The sequence below is a fragment of the Ruegeria sp. B11 genome (assembly GCF_056539785.1).
Genome location: NZ_JBQFVO010000006.1, coordinates 105,433 through 120,999 on the forward strand (window position 1 = coordinate 105,433; position 15,567 = coordinate 120,999).

Below are 15,567 nucleotides of genomic sequence, written 5' to 3' on the forward strand. Positions count from 1 at the left end.
TGTGCTACGCTAACACCCGAGTCAGGCAGGCCAACCCCTGTCGATCACTCAAAGGTCGCGAGCGAATGAACAAGCTAGCCAGCCGACGCGCATTCCTGAAAGGGAAAGTGCTGCGCGAGGATACATCAGCCATCCACCCACCGGGTGCGGTGAACGAGTTTCTTGAGCTTTGCACCCAATGCGACGAATGCCGCGAGGCCTGCCCTGAAGATATCATCCGTTTCGACACGCAAGGCTGGCCTGTTGTGCAATTGGATGCAGGCCCCTGCACTTTTTGCGGTGATTGCGCCAACGCTTGCCCGACCGGGGCGCTGAATCCTGAACACGTGGCCGATTGGCCTTGGCGCGCTGCGGTGTCGGCCTCTTGCCTGTCGATGAATGGTGTCAGCTGTCGGGTCTGTCAGGATGTCTGCGACCACAATGCGATCCGCTTTCGGCTGCAAACCGGTGGTCGTGCTGAACCCCAACTCGACACCGATATTTGTACCGGCTGTGGCGCTTGTGCCAGCGCCTGCCCTGCCGGTTCTGTCAGCTTTGAACGCCACACCCCGCCCACTCAGGAGGTAGCCTTATGAATATCTGTGGATGCCTCGTCCATGTAACCCCCGAAACCACGCAGAGTGCACAGGCCGCGATTGCAGGTACATACGGGGCAGAAGTTCACGCGGCATCCGAGGATGGCCGCATTGTTGTTGTGGTCGAGGATACGCCGGAAAAAATGGCTTCTGAGACGATCATGGATCTGCATCAGATCCCGGGTGTGATCTCTCTGACCCTGACCTACCACCATTTCGAAGACCTCGCGGAGACCCGTCCGCACCTTAATGCTTCTCGCCAGATCTAAAGCCGGAGACCCATGTCATGACCATCTCTGAATCCCGCCGGACCTTCTTGAAATCAACCGCCGCTGCTGCGACAGCATCAGCCGCAGGACTTCCCCTTGCGACCGGACAAGCCAGCGCTCAGGTCGGCAACCTTGATATCCGTTGGGACAAAGCCGCCTGCCGGTTCTGCGGCACCGGATGCTCGGTTCTGGTAGGCACCAAAGACGGGCGCGTGGTCGCCACGCAAGGCGACCCGGATGCGCCGGTGAACCGCGGTCTGAACTGTATCAAGGGCTATTTCCTGTCCAAGATCATGTACGGCAAAGACCGCCTGACCACGCCGATGCTGCGCAAAACCAACGGCGAATATGACAAGAATGGTGAGTTCGAACCCGTCAGCTGGGACGAAGCCTTCGACGTCATGGCTGCCAAGTGGAAAGAGGCCCTTGCCAAGAAAGGCCCGACCAGTGTCGGCATGTTCGGTTCGGGCCAGTGGACCGTTTGGGAAGGCTACGCCGCTGCCAAACTGATGAAAGCCGGTTTCCGATCCAACAACATCGACCCCAACGCGCGCCATTGTATGGCCTCGGCGGTTGTCGGCTTCATGCGCACCTTCGGCATTGATGAACCAATGGGCTGCTATGACGATTTCGAGCACGCAGACACATTCGTGCTCTGGGGCTCGAACATGGCCGAGATGCACCCGATTCTGTGGTCACGCCTGACCGACACACGTCTGACCAAACCGGGATCCGAAGTGCATGTACTGTCGACCTATGAACACCGCTCGTTCGAGTTGGCCGACAATGGAATGGTCTTTGCGCCGCAGACCGATCTGGCGATCCTGAACTATATTGCCAACTACATTATCCAGAACGGCGCGGTGAACGAAGAGTTCGTCAACAAACACGTCAACATCACCAAAACCGCCACCGATATTGGCTATGGACTGCGCGATAACAACCCGCTGCAGGAAGAGGCAGAGAATCCAAACTCTGGCAAGATGGAGCCGATCAGCTTCGAAGAATATGCCGAAGCGGTATCGGAATACACGCTGGAATACACATCGGAACTCTCCGGTGTTCCTGCCGCTCAGCTTGAGCGTCTGGCCCAGCAATATGCCGACCCCAACCGCAAAGTGATGAGTCTGTGGACCATGGGCTTCAACCAGCACACTCGCGGATCGTGGGTGAACTCGCTGATGTACAATGTGCACCTGCTGGTGGGTAAGATTTCCGAACCCGGAAACTCGCCCTTCTCGCTCACCGGTCAACCTTCGGCCTGTGGTACGGCACGTGAGGTCGGAACCTTCGCTCACCGTCTGCCGGCTGATATGGTTGTGGCAAACGACAAACACCGCGAGATTTGCGAGACCGCGTGGAAAATTCCTGCGGGCACCATCCCACCCAAACCCGGATTCCACGCCGTTTTGCAGCACCGCAAGCTGAAGGACGGCGATCTGAATGCCTATTGGGTGCAGTGCACCAACAACATGCAGGCCGCGCCCAATATCAACGAAGAAGGCTATCCCGGCTATCGCAACCCGGAGAACTTCATTGCCGTCTCCGATCCCTATCCTACTGTAACAGCCCTGTCGGCTGACCTGATCCTGCCTACCGCCATGTGGGTCGAGAAGGAAGGCGCCTATGGCAACGCCGAGCGTCGCACCCAATTCTGGCGGCAACAGGTCAAAGCTCCGGGCGAAGCGAAATCCGATCTGTGGCAGTTGATGGAGTTCTCCAAACGCTTCACCGTTGAAGAGGTTTGGGGCGAGGAACTGCTGGCCACCATGCCAGAACATCGTGGTAAGACCATGTATGACGTGCTGTTCGCCAATGGCACGATCGACAAGTTCCCGCTGTCAGAGACCGCAGAAGGATTCGACAACGACGAGTCCGAGCACTTTGGCTACTACGTGCAAAAGGGCCTGTTCGAGGAATATGCCGAGTTTGGGCGCGGCCACGCGCACGATCTGGCCCCATTCGAAACCTACCACCAGGCGCGTGGCCTGCGCTGGCCAGTCGTGGATGGCAAGGAAACACTGTACCGCTTCCGAGAAGGCTATGATCCGTATGTGCCTGAAGGCGAAGACGTGAAATTCTATGGTCATAAGGACGGCAAGGCCAAGATCATCTTCGCGCCATACGAACCCGCCCCCGAGGTACCGGATGAGGAATTCAACCTGTGGCTCTGCACAGGGCGTGTGCTGGAACATTGGCATTCAGGTTCGATGACCCGCCGCGTGCCCGAACTGCACCGCTCCTATCCCGCCGCCGTTGTCTATATGCACCCGGATGATGCGCGCGACCGCGGTCTGCGCCGCGGGCAGGAGATCGTTCTTTCCACCCGCCGCGGCGAAGTTAACAGCCGGGTCGAAACCCGAGGCCGGAACAAAGTGCCGCGTGGCCTGGTGTTCATGCCATGGTTCGACGAAGGCCAGTTGACAAACAAGCTGACTTTGGACGCGACCTGCCCGCTCTCGAAAGAGACCGACTTCAAGAAATGCGCCTGTAAGGTCGAGCGCGCGTAAAAGGCTGGCAAGGCAAAGGTCGTCCCCATGTCTCGTGTTGGCACTCCCCTTTCGCCGCAGCGGCGCCGGTTCCTGCAGGACTCGGCGCGCGCAGCGGGCGGCTGCGTAGCAGCCGGTTCCTTGCTGGCCTGGCTGGCGCGGGACGCACGGGCGTTGCCGGCCGAGGCATTGCGCCCCCCCGGTGCCTTGCCGGAAAAAGACTTTCTGTCAGCCTGCATCCGCTGTGGTCTGTGCGTACGAGAGTGTCCCTATGACACGCTGAAACTGGCCGAGCTGGGTGTCGATGCGGTGGCCACCGGCACGCCGTATTTCACCGCCCGTGATATCCCTTGCGAAATGTGTGACGACATCCCCTGCGTCGCTGCCTGCCCGACCGGGGCGCTGGACCCCGGACTGGACAATATCGACGACGCCAAGATGGGTGTCGCCGTTCTGGTCGATCAGGAAAACTGCCTGAACTTCTTCGGCCTGCGCTGCGATGTCTGTTACCGCGTCTGCCCCGTCATCGACGAGGCCATTACGCTGGAGACCGAACACAACGCCCGCTCGGGCAGTCATGCAATCTTCATTCCAACCGTTCACGCCGATCATTGCACCGGCTGCGGCGTTTGCGAGAAAAGCTGCGTTCTGCCCGAAGCGGCGATCAAAGTTCTTCCCGCCCGATTGGCTCGGGGCAGCAGCGCCGATCACTACCGCAAGGGCTGGGAAGAGAAAGAAGCCAAAGGCGCGCCCGTCGTCGAAGGTATCATCGATTTGCCTGATCGCCTGCCGGGGCCGGGCACCGATAACCTTGTCGCACCGGGCGGGTTTGAGCCCAGCTTCAAATTGCCGGAGTTCACTCAATGACCGTCCGCACAAACATGCCGCTGGGGCATGAAGCTATCGCCGCCAAAGGTTGGCTGAGTGCCCATAAATACCTGCTGCTGCGCCGCGCCAGCCAGGTGTTCTTCCTGGTACTGTTCCTGTTGGGCCCGTGGTTCGGCCTCTGGATCGTGCAGGGCACTCTGGCCGGGTCGCTGACCCTAGGCGTACTGCCCCTGACAGATCCGTTCGTCTTGCTGCAAAGTCTGATCGCAGGGCACTGGCCCGAGCTGACCGCCGCCATTGGTGCCGTCATCGTTCTGGCGACCTACGCGTTGGTCGGAGGCCGCGTCTATTGCTCGTGGGTCTGCCCGATCAACCCTGTAACCGACGGCGCGCACTGGCTGCACCGCAAGCTGGGCCTGCAAAAAGGCTGGCAGCCCAAACGCGGAACGCGGCTGTGGATCATGGCCACCGTGCTGGTCGTGTCCGGCCTGACCGGCGCAATTGCATGGGAACTGGTCAACCCGATCACCATGCTGCATCGCGGACTGATCTTTGGCATGGGCTTCGTCTGGACGATGGTCGCCGCGATTTTCCTGTTTGACTTGCTTGTCTCGCGCCATGGATGGTGCGGCCATGTCTGCCCCGTAGGCGCATTCTACGGACTGGTGGGCAGCAAGACGATGCTGCGGGTCAGCGCCGCCAATCGCAACGCCTGTGACGATTGCATGGACTGCTACGCGGTTTGCCCGGAAAACCATGTGATCTCTCCGGCGCTGAAAGGCAAAGACAACCCGCTGATCCTGTCGCCCGACTGCACCAATTGCGGACGCTGCATCGATGTCTGCGCTGAAGACGTTTTCAAATTCACCCATCGGTTCGACGCCCTGACCGTCGCGCCACCGGAATCAACCGCCGCGCCCCAGCCGCGCGCCTCAAGACCTTTTTGAAGGAGTGAGAAGATGAAAAAGCCGATCCTAGTGGGCCTTGCCCTGATCCCGCCGCTGCTCCTCGGTGGCCTGGCCCTCGCGCAGTCTGCCGGAGTTAACAGCCTACGCGGTGCCGAAGTCGATGAGCCCGCCGTCCTGGATCAGGTGCATCGGACAGTCGAAGGCCGAATGCAGCGTAATTATCGCCAGCAGCCGCCGCTGATCCCACATTCGATCGAACAGTACCAGATCGACCTGCGCACCAATCAGTGCCTCTCCTGCCATGACTGGACCAAGGCTGGTGAACGCAACGCTCCGACGTTGTCGATGACTCACTATCTGGACCGCGAAGGGCGAGAGTTGGATCAGATCGCCGGCACACGGTATTTCTGCAATCAGTGCCACGTACCACAGGCCGATGCGCTGCCTCTGGTCGATAACACTTTTGAACCTTCCTCCGGAAACTGAACACAGGTCGAAAAGGAGAGCGCGACATGTCCGACTCCCAAGAAAAACAAGGACTCATCCGGCGCCTCTGGACCTGGTTCTGGAGCCCGATCGCCGTCCTCAGTGTCGGCTTTACACTACTGGCCGGGTTTCTGGCAGGCATCCTGTTCTGGGGTGGGTTCCACTGGGCACTGGAATTGACCAACACGGAAGAGTTCTGCGTATCCTGCCACACGATGGAAACCAATCTGGGCGAATATCGGGAAACGGTCCATTACAATAACGATTCCGGCGTGCGGGCCATCTGTTCCGATTGCCACGTTCCGGACGAGTGGAACCACAAGATCAAGGCCAAGATCATGGCCGTGAAGGACGTCTACCACGAACTGGCAGGCACTATCAGCACGAAAGAGAAGTATGAGGACCATCGTCTTTCCATGGCGTCGGCCGTATGGAAGAAGATGAAGGAATCCGACAGCCGGGAATGCCGCAACTGCCACAACTTTGACTATATGGACTTCACCCTTCAGGAAACCCGCGCAGCCAGCGAACACCAGCGCGCAATCGACACCGGCATGACCTGCATCGATTGCCACCAGGGCATCGCACACAGTCTCCCACCCAACTATTTGGAAACGTATGAGAAGATTGCGAAAGAGGTAGATGGTGAGGTTCTGCAGGAACACGCTGCAGCATCAGGGGACGACATCCGCGCGTTCCTGAACAAAAGCTCGGAACAAGGTGGGGACTGAGATGTTAGAGATACTTGGAACCATCGGCGGTAACGTACTGGGTCTGCCCGGCATTCTGGGTCTGGCACTGGGAATGATGACGCGCCAATACTGGTTGGGCGCACTGATGGGTGGATTGGTTGGCCTGATCGCACCTCTGCTCTTTGCCGGTTGGCAGATTTCCCACGTTGGAACGATAGCGCTGCTGATCGCAATTATCGTTGGTCTCTGCGCCGGAAGTCTGGGCACCGCCATTCGCCGCAAGGGCGCAACCGTCTGAAGTGGTTGGTCGGGCCCGGCGGCAATTCCGGGGTCACCGCCCCCAGTTTTCCGCCGGATCGCTTTCCGCATAGTCCCGCAAACGCGCGATATCCGAGATTTCGGCGTGGTTGCGGTTGATCTTCACACCCACCGCCTTGAGCCGCGAAAACGCCCGGCTCAGGCTTTCCGGCTTCATCCCCAGACGGCCTGCGATGAGCATCTTGTCGTAGGGCAGCAAAACCTCGCATCCGCCTTTGTCGCTGTCGCAGAGATTCAACAAAAACTCGGCCACGCGTTGCGCTCCGGTCTGAGCCTTGAGTTGCTCTAGCTGCGCCACCAACGAGTGAAGATGGGTAAAGGTCGCGGCCAGAATAGAAATACCGATCTCAGGGTCCTCTCTCATCAATGAGATCAGGATCGGACTGGGGATATGCATGACATCACAGGCCGATACGGCCTCGGCGGATACAGGATAGGGAACGTTACGCAGAGCTACGGCCTCACCAAAGCTGTCACCACGTTTGAAGACGCTCACGACGGCTTCGGCCCCGGTGGGGGTCATGCGGAACAGCTTGACCCAACCCTCAAGCACGACGTGGATGGCCTGCGCTTTTTCCTCCTGCAGGAATATTGTCTCACCACGGTCATACTGACGCCAGATCGCGTGGCTCAGCAGTGTTTCCACATGCTGTTCCGGTAAACTGCGCAGCAGCAGCGACTGACGTGCGATCGCTTTTTGTGCTTCGTGAGACAAGAGAATACCCCTGTTATTTCCTGCCGGCGCATGGGCGCGGTCGGTCCATCCCTGTTCCACGCTATGCCAGAGCCGGCAGTTGTGCACCATAGTTTTATGTTGCCTAAACTTGACTATTGTCATGTTGCGGCTTGGTTCGCTGCCCTATTCTCGGCTCAAAGCCAGTATTCCGGGGAGCACGTAACATGGACTACGAGCGTTATTTCAGTCAAAGCCTCAGTGACCTTCGGGATGAAGGGAACTATCGTGTTTTCATAGACTTGCAACGTCGCTGTGGTTCTTTCCCGAACGCGTGTCAGACGGATGGATCTGTCCAGCGAAATGTGCGGATCTGGTGTTCGAATGACTATCTTGGCATGGGTCAGCACCCATCAGTTATCGATGCAATGCATGACGCATTGGATCGCTGTGGCGCGGGGGCCGGGGGCACGCGAAACATATCAGGCACCACTCACGACCACGTGCTGCTTGAGGCCGAACTGGCCGATCTGCATGGAAAGGAAGCCGCGCTTCTGTTTACTTCCGGGTATGTTTCGAATTGGGCAGCCCTTGGCACTCTCGCCGCGAAAATCCCCGGCCTGATCGTATTCTCTGATGCACTGAACCATGCCTCGATGATCGAAGGCATCCGCCACTCGCGGGCGCAGAAGGTGATCTGGAAACACAACGATTTGGATGACCTTGAAGCCAAACTGGCCGCAGCTGATCCCGATGCGCCGAAGATGATCGCGTTCGAGTCGGTCTATTCGATGGATGGTGACATCGCCCCCATCAAAGAGATTTGCGATCTCGCCGACAAATACGGCGCGATGACCTATCTGGATGAGGTTCATGCCGTTGGCCTCTATGGGCCACGCGGCGGTGGTATCGCTGAACGAGAAGGCCTTATGGATCGCCTGACGGTGATCGAAGGCACGCTTGGTAAAGCGTTCGGTGTGGTGGGCGGGTATATTGCTGCCTCGGCTGCGCTGTGCGATTTCGTGCGCAGCTTCGCCAGCGGGTTTATTTTTACCACCGCCCTGCCACCATCGATCGCGGCCGGGGCCGCGGCCTCGATCCGGCATTTGAAACAATCGAATGCTGAGCGCGACCTGCAGAAAGCCCGTGTATCGCAGGTTCGGGCTCGTTTGGATGCGGAAGGTATTCCTCATATTCCTAACCCCAGCCACATCATCCCGGTGATGGTTGGCGATCCGGTGAAGTGCAAGTTTATCTCGGACACGCTGCTGGAAGAGTTCGGCATCTACATTCAGCCGATCAATTATCCCACCGTACCAAAAGGGACCGAGCGTCTGCGGATCACGCCGTCTCCGGTACATACGGATGAGGATATCGAGCATCTGGTTGGCGCGCTGTCCACACTCTGGCAACGCTGTCAGATTGCGCGCATGCCGATGGCAGCCCAGTAACCAAGAAGCGCCCCCTAGCGTAAAACTTCGCCGTCTCCCCGGAGGCGGCGTTTTTTTGAGTCAGATCAGGTAGAGGGCAAAGACAATGATGGCAAAGCCCGTCAGCACCATGGTGAAACCTCGCAGCCAGGCCGGGCTGTTTACGAGATCAAGATAACAAGCCAGGATAACGCGACATTTCGCCAATGCGAGGACCAGAATACACCCCGCCAGAACGGCTGGCGGGATGGGCAGCACAGTCAACAGTGCTGATGCGACGCTGAGCACCAAAAGGGTCAGCCATGCACGTGTGAGCGAACTATGGAGCGCCCTTCGCCAGTATTTGGGAAAAGATGGTGCTGCAGGCATCGGAATTATCCCAGCAGGTAGATCACGGGGAAAAGCATGATCCAGACTAGATCGACCATGTGCCAGAACTGCGCACCTGCCTCAATGTTGCGTGGATCGTCACGCCAGGCGACCAGCAGCAGGATACCGACCCCTGCCAACACATGTGCGGCGTGAAACCCGGTCAGCAGATAATAGAACAGGAAAAATGGGTGGGTCTCATAGGTGATCCCATGTGCAGCTTTGCCCGCGTATTCCGCACCTTTGATGATCAAGAACACGACACCCAGCACGGCGGCAGTGATCAAGGCCATTCGAGCCACGCCCCGGCGCGCGATTTTTCGCCACTGCAGCGCCTGAGCCGCCAGATAGCCCGAGGTGACCAGCACCACCGTGTTGAGCGCCGCCCCTGTCCGGTAAAGGTGCGATTGAGCCTCGGCAAATCCTGTCGGGTCGGTCAGGCGCACGCCCATGAAGGCAATCAGGCCCGCGCCGAAAACCAGCAATTCCGAGATGATCAGAACCCACATCAGCAGCTCGCCCGGAAGCTCATCGATCAAAGAGGCGTCGCTCATGCTCCAACCAGTTGGCGGTAGATCTGAGGCAGGGCCATGATCAGCCGGTGCGGGTCGGGGATGACGGCGAAGCCGCCTTGACCGAACATGCGCGGGAACCAGCTTTTGCCGGTTTTGTCGATGGTAACGCCAAAGACCGATTGCCCTGCCCTACGCGCCTCGCGCACGGCCATGCAGGTGTCTTCGATACCGTGGCGACCCTCGTAATGGTCCAGGTCGTTGGGTTTGCCGTCAGTGATGATCAATAGCAACCGGCGTTTGCGCGATTGGCTGGCCAGATCGGCGGAACAATGGCGTATTGCGGCGCCGAGGCGGGTATAGTGGCCGGGGCGCAGCGAGGCGATGCGCTGTTCCACCAAACTACCCATCGGCTCATCGAAGCGTTTACAGCGCTGCACGTAAACCCGTTGGCGTTTCAGCGAGCTGAAGGCGTGGATGGCGAAATCGTCGCCGCAGGCGTTCAGACCCCAGGCGAGTGCCGCAAGAGCCTCGCGTTCAATGTCGATTACGGCGCGGCCTGTGACGGCGCTTTCGGTCGAGCGGCTGACATCCAGCAGGATAGACACCGCCAGATCGCGCGCCTCGGGGCGCGATTGCATCCAAATGCGTTCGGTGCCTTCGCCATTGGCACAACGGTCTACCTGCGCCCGAACGGCTGCCTCGATATCCAATTGGTCACCATCCAGATGACCACGCGTCATCACGCGGCCCGGGCGCAGCGCCTCGAACTGGCGTTTCACGGCGCGGATGCGGCGGGCAGTGGCGGGGTCTTTGCCGAACTCGGCGGCATCTTCGCGAATCTCGGCATCCGAGGTCAGAACGTTGACATGATCGGGCAAGTATTGGCCGATGCGCACGTCCCATTCGGGATACAAAACCCGTCCCGACAGGCGTTCGCGGTTCACGTCCTCCGGAGCGAGGTCCAGATGAAGTTTCAGTTTGGTCGGCGGCGCCTTCGAGATCTGACCCAAGCCAATCTCTTCCTGATCATCGGCGGCTTTCTTGGCGTTATCAGGATCGTCATCGTCGATGCGCCGGTTGATGTTCAGGAACTCAGCCCAACTGAGGATCGCTTCGAACTTGTGCAGGATGAAACTGTCGCTGCGGTTGGCCTGATCCGATTTGCGGCGGCGGGCACGGTGGGTTTTTTCGCCGGATTCCTCGGGCGGTCCTTCGGTTTCGGGGTTCTCCACTTCGTTATGTTCGGAGAACCCGACCGGGCGCAACTCGGGCCACAGCGGGACAGGCCGGAAATGCTGATAGCTGCGCGGGGCGGTGAGGTCGTCATCCAACGCTAGAAGATGTTCAGCCTTTGGCGACAAAGGCGCGGGGTCGCCCAGCATGTGGCGGACCAGTTCTTCAACCGCTGCCTCGACGGGTGGCAGCCCGGAAATGTCGCGTTGATACAGAACGCCCTTGCACAGCTCGGTATAAAGCGGGCGCAGGCCGGGGGCGTTGTGCAACGCCGCCTCGACCATCTGTCGGGCGGCGACAAGCGCATGCAGGTCGGCGCGCAACGGGTCGTCTTCGTCGATACGAGTTCCGGCATGTGCAGCGGCGGCGGCCAGCCAGACATAAAGCGCACCGTTGGCTTCACGCGCGGGAAACACCGCCAGCCGATCCGGCAAACGCAGAACTTCGCCATCGAACGACGCACGCGGCATCATCTCGGCCTCGGTTGCCAGACGACGACGCCACCCCAGACGGTGGCGCGAAATCTCGGGCGAGACCGGGCGCAATTCTACGCCCGGACTACCCCCAAGTCCTCGAAAGAGGACTGCCAGCCGCCCTGCGACCTCTGAGAGGTCGACCGCGGCTCCATCATGCACTTCAGGTGCATCAAGGCGACTGGCAAGGGTGTGCCACAGTTTCCCGATCGTTTCTTCGGGTTCCCATGGCTCAAAATCGATCCTGACCATCGGCCGGCCTCACCCAAAGACAGCCGTGACAAGATCGAGGAGCCCGCGTTTGATATCCTCATCATCAGTCAGAGGTTCGATCATTGCGGCGAGGATGGCGCGGTCGGTGGACATGCCCTGTGCGATCAGCGTCGCGGCATAAACGACCAGCCGGGTGGACACGCCTTCCTCAAGGTCCTGACCCTTAAGCCCGCGCAACTTACCTGCAAGGCGTACCAGCGGTTTACAGCGTTCAAGCGGCAGACCGCTTTCTTGCGCGACGACTTCGGCCTCCATCTCGGGCGAAGGAAAGTCGAATTCCAGCGAGATGAACCGCTGCCTGGTCGAGGGTTTCAGGGTTTTCAGGATATTCTGGTATCCGGGGTTGTACGAGGCCACCAGCATGAAGCCGGGCGCGGCCTCAAGCTCTTCGCCGGTGCGGTCGATCGGCAGGATGCGCCGGTCGTCGGTCAGCGGGTGCAGCACAACGGTGACGTCCTTGCGGGCTTCGACCACCTCATCAAGGTAGCAGATCGCGCCTTCGCGCACCGCACGAGTCAGAGGGCCATCAACCCAGACTGTTTCGCCGCCCTTCAACAGGTAGCGACCGATCAGGTCGGCGGCGGCGAGGTCATCGTGGCAGGCTACGGTGTAAAGCGGGCGGCCAAGCTTGGCGGCCATATGGGCCACAAAGCGGGTCTTGCCGCAACCTGTTGGGCCTTTCAGCAAGACCGGCAGGTCGTTGTTGTAGGCGGCGGTGAACACATCGCATTCATCGCTTTGGGCGAGGTAGAAGGGGGCGTTCGCCGCCCCCTCATTCAGTTTCATGGAGCCATCCATATCCATTACTCCGCAGGGGTTTCAGAGGCACCGGGTTCAATCACCTCTTTCCGGGGCACCCAGATCGAGTAGATGAACAGAAGCGCACCAAGGACCACGACCACACCAGAGCCAAGACGCATCCAGTAGAAGATCGCGATCTGGTCCTGCACGTCCATGAAGTAGTCACCGACCACACGTTGCATGTGAGTCTGCACGGTACCACCGAAGGTCAGGACGAAGGTCATGAAGACCATGCCGCTGGTCATAAGCCAGAACGAGCCCATGTTCAGAACCTGATTGTAGGGATCACGGTTCTTCAGGATCGGCATCGCATAGCTGAAGATCGCCAGGTTGAGGCAGACATAAGCACCGTAGAAGGCCAGGTGACCGTGGGCTGCGGTGATCTGCGTGCCATGGGTATAGTAGTTCACCCCGTGCAGCGTGTGCAGGAAGCCCCAGACACCGGCACCGAAGAAGGCAAGCGTTGCACAGCCCAGTGACCACAGCAGAGCAGCCTTGTTAGGGTGGTCACGACGGCCCTTCCAGACCATGACGAAGGCAAAGGCCATCATCGCGAAGAACGGGATCACCTCGAGGCTTGAGAAGATCGAACCGATCCACTGCCAATAGCCGGGTGTACCGATCCAATAGTAGTGGTGACCTGTCCCAAGGATGCCCGAGAACAGCGCGGCGGCGACGATGACATAGAGCCATTTCTCGACCACCTCACGGTCAACGCCCGTAAGCTTCAGCATCAGGTAGGCCAGGATCGAGGCCATGATCAGCTCCCATACGCCTTCGACCCATAGGTGGACGACATACCACCAGTATTGCTTGTCCAAGGACAGGTTGCCCGGGTTGTAGAAAGCAAACAGGAACAGCAGCGCCAGACCCCAGAGGCCCAGAACAAGGATGCTCGAAATCGCCGTCTTCTTGCCCTTCAGAACGGTCAGTGACACGTTGTAAAGGAACATCAGCGCGGCCACGACGATGCCCGCCTTGACCCATTTGGGTTGTTCAAGGAACTCGCGCCCCTCTTTGCCCAGCAGCCAGTTGCCTTCGAACAGGTTGAAGACATAGGTCACGACCACGCCCAGCGTGCCAACCACAAGAATGATCAACTGCAGATAGGCCAGCTTGGTCGAATGAATCTCGCGCTCGGTCTCTTCGGGGATCAGGAAGTAGGCCGCACCGAAGAAGCCCAGCAGTAGCCAGACGATCAGAGAGTTGGTGTGCAGCATCCGTACGATATTGAACGGCAGAAGCTCACTCAGGAAGTTCGGGAATACATAGATGAAACCGGCTAGCAGGCCGCCGATTACCTGTACCGCGAACAGGGCCATCGCTACTGCGAAGTAGGCGTAGGCGATTTTTTGGGATTCGTATTTCATTGCTCCGTTCCCTTTCTCAGCCTGCCTCGTTGGGCGGCCAGCCCTGCGCATCGATGTTGTCCGTCCAGATCAAGAAGTTGGTCAGATCGCGGATCTCTTCGTCGCTGAGGTTGAAATTGGGCATCTGCCGACGACCGGGAATGCCGGTCGGCTGCGCCTCCATCCAGCCCTTGAGCGCTTCAAAGGCCGATTCCGGGTCGTCCAGCACACCCCAGCGGGTCATCACATTCCCGACTTCCGGCGCGTAGTAGGCGCCCTCGCCCAGGATCGTGTGACAGTTGATGCAGGCATGTTTTTCCCAGACATGTTTGCCCCGAACCACACTGTCATCAAGCTTCGCCGAATTCTCGGAGTTGACGATGTACCAGTGCGAGTGGGCCGACAGGGCCAGGAAGATGAGGATGAAGAACAGTGACCCGCCATAGAATATGTTGCGAGCCATGCTCTTTGTCATGACTTCTCGCATTGCGCTCTCCTTTGCGCAGATTAGCTAGTCTGATGACAATGGCGGGTGGGTCGCAGGGCTGCCTTAACGAAAGTCAAGCATGCCAAAGTAAGCGCGGAATTGGACACCTGTGGTCATAATTGCGTCAGTATCACTAAAATGCCCTCAGATTGCCTTGAAAAATAGTACTTAGAACAGCATGTTTCCGGACGTTCGAAAAGTTGAAGCGAGCGTTCTCGATTTATTGGTGAATAGAGGTGCTTAGATGGCACCTGAAGCGTGGTGGTTAAAGAATGGCGAACTACTCATACATCGGATACGCACCCGGCGTCATTACGGTGAATACAATTGGGCCTGATACGATCACCCTGGACGCAAGCTATGACCCCGCGACGGACCGAAGGGTATTCAATGTTGAGGACGAGGCCGGTGGTTTCATTCGAAATGGGTTTGGCCCGCCAGTTCCCGATACCGGGGATGTTTTCAACGGCGACAGATTCAACAACGAAAATGGCGACGACGATACACAGACCGGAACAGTAACAAACCTTGATGGTTCGACAACGTTTCTGAGCGGCGACATCTATCTGGAAGAATCCTACATTCTGACGAATCCCAGTGGTGGTACGATCACTGTGTACCTTGTCGAGGTTGAAGGAACCAACGCTGGCTACATAACCTCTGAGCCCCTAGATCCCGGGGTGACGTATTCGATGAGCGTCGTCAACGTTACACCGAGCAACGCACCGGACACGACTGACCCCGATTCCATCGTTGATGTTCCTTGTTTCTCAGCCGGAACGCTTATTGCGACACCTGATGGTGATGTCGCGATAGAAACGCTTTCCGCTGGTGACAAGGTTGTCACCTTGGATCATGGACCACAACCAATTCGCTGGATCGGCGCGCGCGCTCTGGATAGGTCTGAATTTGCGCTCAATCCCAAGCTGCGCCCGATCCGAATCGCAGCGGGCAGCCTGGGAAGCAACCTGCCGCGACGTGATCTGTTGGTCTCGCCGCAGCATCGCATGTTGATCCGTTCGAGTATCGCCGTTCGCATGTTCGACAGCGAGGAGGTTCTGGTCCCAGCCCATAAGCTGGTCGGCATACCCGGCATAACCGTCGACGAGACAGCTCAGGGCGTGGTGTATTTCCATATTCTGTTCGACCGGCATGAGATCGTGCTGGCGGAAGGCGCGCCGTCAGAAAGCCTATTCACAGGCAAACAAGCCTTGAAAGGAATACAGCCCGAGGCGCTGGCCGAAATTGTTGCGCTCTTCCCAGAGTTAGCTTTGCCAGACCATCAACCAATCGCAGCCCGCCAGATTCCAAAACGCGGAAGACAAATCCATACTTTGCTGCAACGACATATTAAGAATGACAGGGCGTTGCTCCGACCTTCTTGATCTAAAAACCGTTG

Annotated in this window: 17 protein-coding genes; 10 read left to right on the plus strand and 7 right to left on the minus strand. The window is 58.5% G+C overall.

Annotated elements, in window-relative coordinates; translation table 11 throughout:
- The first annotated feature begins 65 nt into the window (after positions 1 to 65).
- From napF to ACR0I1_RS17850, 8 genes are read left to right on the plus strand one after another with little or no spacing between them, the layout of a single operon-like run.
- Positions 66 to 575 carry a ferredoxin-type protein NapF gene (gene napF / locus ACR0I1_RS17815; RefSeq protein ID WP_170466521.1) on the plus strand — a complete coding sequence of 170 codons (510 nt, stop codon included), beginning with the start codon at positions 66 to 68 and terminating at the stop codon, positions 573 to 575.
- Positions 572 to 844, plus strand: a complete 273-nt coding sequence (locus ACR0I1_RS17820; RefSeq protein ID WP_170466518.1) for a chaperone NapD — start codon at positions 572 to 574, stop codon at positions 842 to 844. Before napF ends, ACR0I1_RS17820 begins: the two co-directional genes overlap by 4 nt.
- 17 nt (positions 845 to 861) lie before the next feature.
- Complete coding sequence (gene napA / locus ACR0I1_RS17825) at positions 862 to 3,354, plus strand: nitrate reductase catalytic subunit NapA (RefSeq protein WP_480707441.1); 2,493 nt, start codon at positions 862 to 864, stop codon at positions 3,352 to 3,354.
- A 27-nt stretch (positions 3,355 to 3,381) separates the two neighbouring features.
- A complete protein-coding gene (napG, locus tag ACR0I1_RS17830; RefSeq protein ID WP_480707442.1) occupies positions 3,382 to 4,200 on the plus strand; it encodes a ferredoxin-type protein NapG in 819 nt (272 codons plus the stop codon).
- The gene (gene napH, locus ACR0I1_RS17835) at positions 4,197 to 5,108 is read left to right on the plus strand and encodes a quinol dehydrogenase ferredoxin subunit NapH (protein ID WP_480707443.1); all 912 of its coding nucleotides are present in this window, start codon (positions 4,197 to 4,199) and stop codon (positions 5,106 to 5,108) included. The genes napG and napH overlap by 4 nt, the downstream gene beginning before the upstream one ends.
- Before the next feature lie 12 nt (positions 5,109 to 5,120).
- Positions 5,121 to 5,555, plus strand: a complete 435-nt coding sequence (locus ACR0I1_RS17840; RefSeq protein ID WP_170398181.1) for a nitrate reductase cytochrome c-type subunit — start codon at positions 5,121 to 5,123, stop codon at positions 5,553 to 5,555.
- 26 nt (positions 5,556 to 5,581) lie between these two features.
- Positions 5,582 to 6,286 (plus strand): NapC/NirT family cytochrome c, encoded by a 705-nt coding sequence (locus tag ACR0I1_RS17845; RefSeq protein WP_170398176.1) that lies wholly within the window; start codon positions 5,582 to 5,584, stop codon positions 6,284 to 6,286.
- Position 6,287: 1 nt separating this feature from the next.
- Positions 6,288 to 6,545 carry a hypothetical protein gene (locus ACR0I1_RS17850; RefSeq protein ID WP_170408114.1) on the plus strand — a complete coding sequence of 86 codons (258 nt, stop codon included), beginning with the start codon at positions 6,288 to 6,290 and terminating at the stop codon, positions 6,543 to 6,545.
- 33 nt (positions 6,546 to 6,578) lie between these two features.
- Here ACR0I1_RS17850 and ACR0I1_RS17855 read toward each other — a convergent pair whose 3' ends face one another.
- Positions 6,579 to 7,280, minus strand: coding sequence for a Crp/Fnr family transcriptional regulator (locus tag ACR0I1_RS17855; protein ID WP_170648312.1), 702 nt, complete (start codon positions 7,278 to 7,280; stop codon positions 6,579 to 6,581).
- A 185-nt stretch (positions 7,281 to 7,465) separates the two neighbouring features.
- On the opposite strand from ACR0I1_RS17855, the gene hemA reads away from it, so the two are divergent.
- Positions 7,466 to 8,689, plus strand: coding sequence for a 5-aminolevulinate synthase (hemA, locus tag ACR0I1_RS17860; RefSeq protein WP_480707444.1), 1,224 nt, complete (start codon positions 7,466 to 7,468; stop codon positions 8,687 to 8,689).
- A gap of 60 nt (positions 8,690 to 8,749) precedes the next feature.
- Here the strand turns inward: hemA and ACR0I1_RS17865 are convergent, their stop codons facing one another.
- The 6 genes from ACR0I1_RS17865 to ACR0I1_RS17890 are packed head-to-tail and all read right to left on the minus strand — an operon-like array spanning position 8,750 to position 14,168.
- Complete coding sequence (locus ACR0I1_RS17865; protein ID WP_480707445.1) at positions 8,750 to 9,037, minus strand: cytochrome C oxidase subunit IV family protein; 288 nt, start codon at positions 9,035 to 9,037, stop codon at positions 8,750 to 8,752.
- A 5-nt stretch (positions 9,038 to 9,042) separates the two neighbouring features.
- Positions 9,043 to 9,591, minus strand: coding sequence for a cytochrome c oxidase subunit 3 (locus ACR0I1_RS17870; RefSeq protein WP_480588184.1), 549 nt, complete (start codon positions 9,589 to 9,591; stop codon positions 9,043 to 9,045).
- Positions 9,588 to 11,510, minus strand: a complete 1,923-nt coding sequence (locus ACR0I1_RS17875) for a nitric oxide reductase activation protein NorD (RefSeq protein WP_480571890.1) — start codon at positions 11,508 to 11,510, stop codon at positions 9,588 to 9,590. Before ACR0I1_RS17875 ends, ACR0I1_RS17870 begins: the two co-directional genes overlap by 4 nt.
- A 9-nt stretch (positions 11,511 to 11,519) precedes the next feature.
- Positions 11,520 to 12,329 carry a CbbQ/NirQ/NorQ/GpvN family protein gene (locus ACR0I1_RS17880; RefSeq protein WP_170398158.1) on the minus strand — a complete coding sequence of 270 codons (810 nt, stop codon included), beginning with the start codon at positions 12,327 to 12,329 and terminating at the stop codon, positions 11,520 to 11,522.
- 5 nt (positions 12,330 to 12,334) lie between these two features.
- Positions 12,335 to 13,702, minus strand: coding sequence for a cbb3-type cytochrome c oxidase subunit I (locus tag ACR0I1_RS17885; protein WP_170398155.1), 1,368 nt, complete (start codon positions 13,700 to 13,702; stop codon positions 12,335 to 12,337).
- Positions 13,703 to 13,718: 16 nt separating this feature from the next.
- Complete coding sequence (locus ACR0I1_RS17890; protein WP_170398152.1) at positions 13,719 to 14,168, minus strand: c-type cytochrome; 450 nt, start codon at positions 14,166 to 14,168, stop codon at positions 13,719 to 13,721.
- Positions 14,169 to 14,440: 272 nt separating this feature from the next.
- On the opposite strand from ACR0I1_RS17890, the gene ACR0I1_RS17895 reads away from it, so the two are divergent.
- Positions 14,441 to 15,553: a Hint domain-containing protein gene (locus tag ACR0I1_RS17895; RefSeq protein ID WP_480707446.1), complete on the plus strand. Its 1,113-nt coding sequence runs from the start codon at positions 14,441 to 14,443 to the stop codon at positions 15,551 to 15,553.
- The last annotated feature ends 14 nt before the right edge of the window (positions 15,554 to 15,567 follow it).

Excerpts from the sequence above, each read along its gene's own strand:
- ACR0I1_RS17885 (WP_170398155.1), bottom strand. The coding sequence starts at position 13,702 with ATGAAATACGAATCCCAAAAAATCGCCTACGCCTACTTCGCAGTAGCG.
- napA (WP_480707441.1), top strand. The coding sequence starts at position 862 with ATGACCATCTCTGAATCCCGCCGGACCTTCTTGAAATCAACCGCCGCT.
- ACR0I1_RS17840 (WP_170398181.1), top strand. The coding sequence starts at position 5,121 with ATGAAAAAGCCGATCCTAGTGGGCCTTGCCCTGATCCCGCCGCTGCTC.
- ACR0I1_RS17865 (WP_480707445.1), bottom strand. The coding sequence starts at position 9,037 with ATGCCTGCAGCACCATCTTTTCCCAAATACTGGCGAAGGGCGCTCCAT.
- ACR0I1_RS17895 (WP_480707446.1), top strand. The coding sequence starts at position 14,441 with ATGGCGAACTACTCATACATCGGATACGCACCCGGCGTCATTACGGTG.
- ACR0I1_RS17875 (WP_480571890.1), bottom strand. The coding sequence starts at position 11,510 with ATGGTCAGGATCGATTTTGAGCCATGGGAACCCGAAGAAACGATCGGG.
- ACR0I1_RS17820 (WP_170466518.1), top strand. The coding sequence starts at position 572 with ATGAATATCTGTGGATGCCTCGTCCATGTAACCCCCGAAACCACGCAG.
- ACR0I1_RS17880 (WP_170398158.1), bottom strand. The coding sequence starts at position 12,329 with ATGGATGGCTCCATGAAACTGAATGAGGGGGCGGCGAACGCCCCCTTC.
- ACR0I1_RS17870 (WP_480588184.1), bottom strand. The coding sequence starts at position 9,591 with ATGAGCGACGCCTCTTTGATCGATGAGCTTCCGGGCGAGCTGCTGATG.
- ACR0I1_RS17850 (WP_170408114.1), top strand. The coding sequence starts at position 6,288 with ATGTTAGAGATACTTGGAACCATCGGCGGTAACGTACTGGGTCTGCCC.
- napF (WP_170466521.1), top strand. The coding sequence starts at position 66 with ATGAACAAGCTAGCCAGCCGACGCGCATTCCTGAAAGGGAAAGTGCTG.
- napH (WP_480707443.1), top strand. The coding sequence starts at position 4,197 with ATGACCGTCCGCACAAACATGCCGCTGGGGCATGAAGCTATCGCCGCC.
- ACR0I1_RS17890 (WP_170398152.1), bottom strand. The coding sequence starts at position 14,168 with ATGCGAGAAGTCATGACAAAGAGCATGGCTCGCAACATATTCTATGGC.
- ACR0I1_RS17845 (WP_170398176.1), top strand. The coding sequence starts at position 5,582 with ATGTCCGACTCCCAAGAAAAACAAGGACTCATCCGGCGCCTCTGGACC.
- napG (WP_480707442.1), top strand. The coding sequence starts at position 3,382 with ATGTCTCGTGTTGGCACTCCCCTTTCGCCGCAGCGGCGCCGGTTCCTG.
- hemA (WP_480707444.1), top strand. The coding sequence starts at position 7,466 with ATGGACTACGAGCGTTATTTCAGTCAAAGCCTCAGTGACCTTCGGGAT.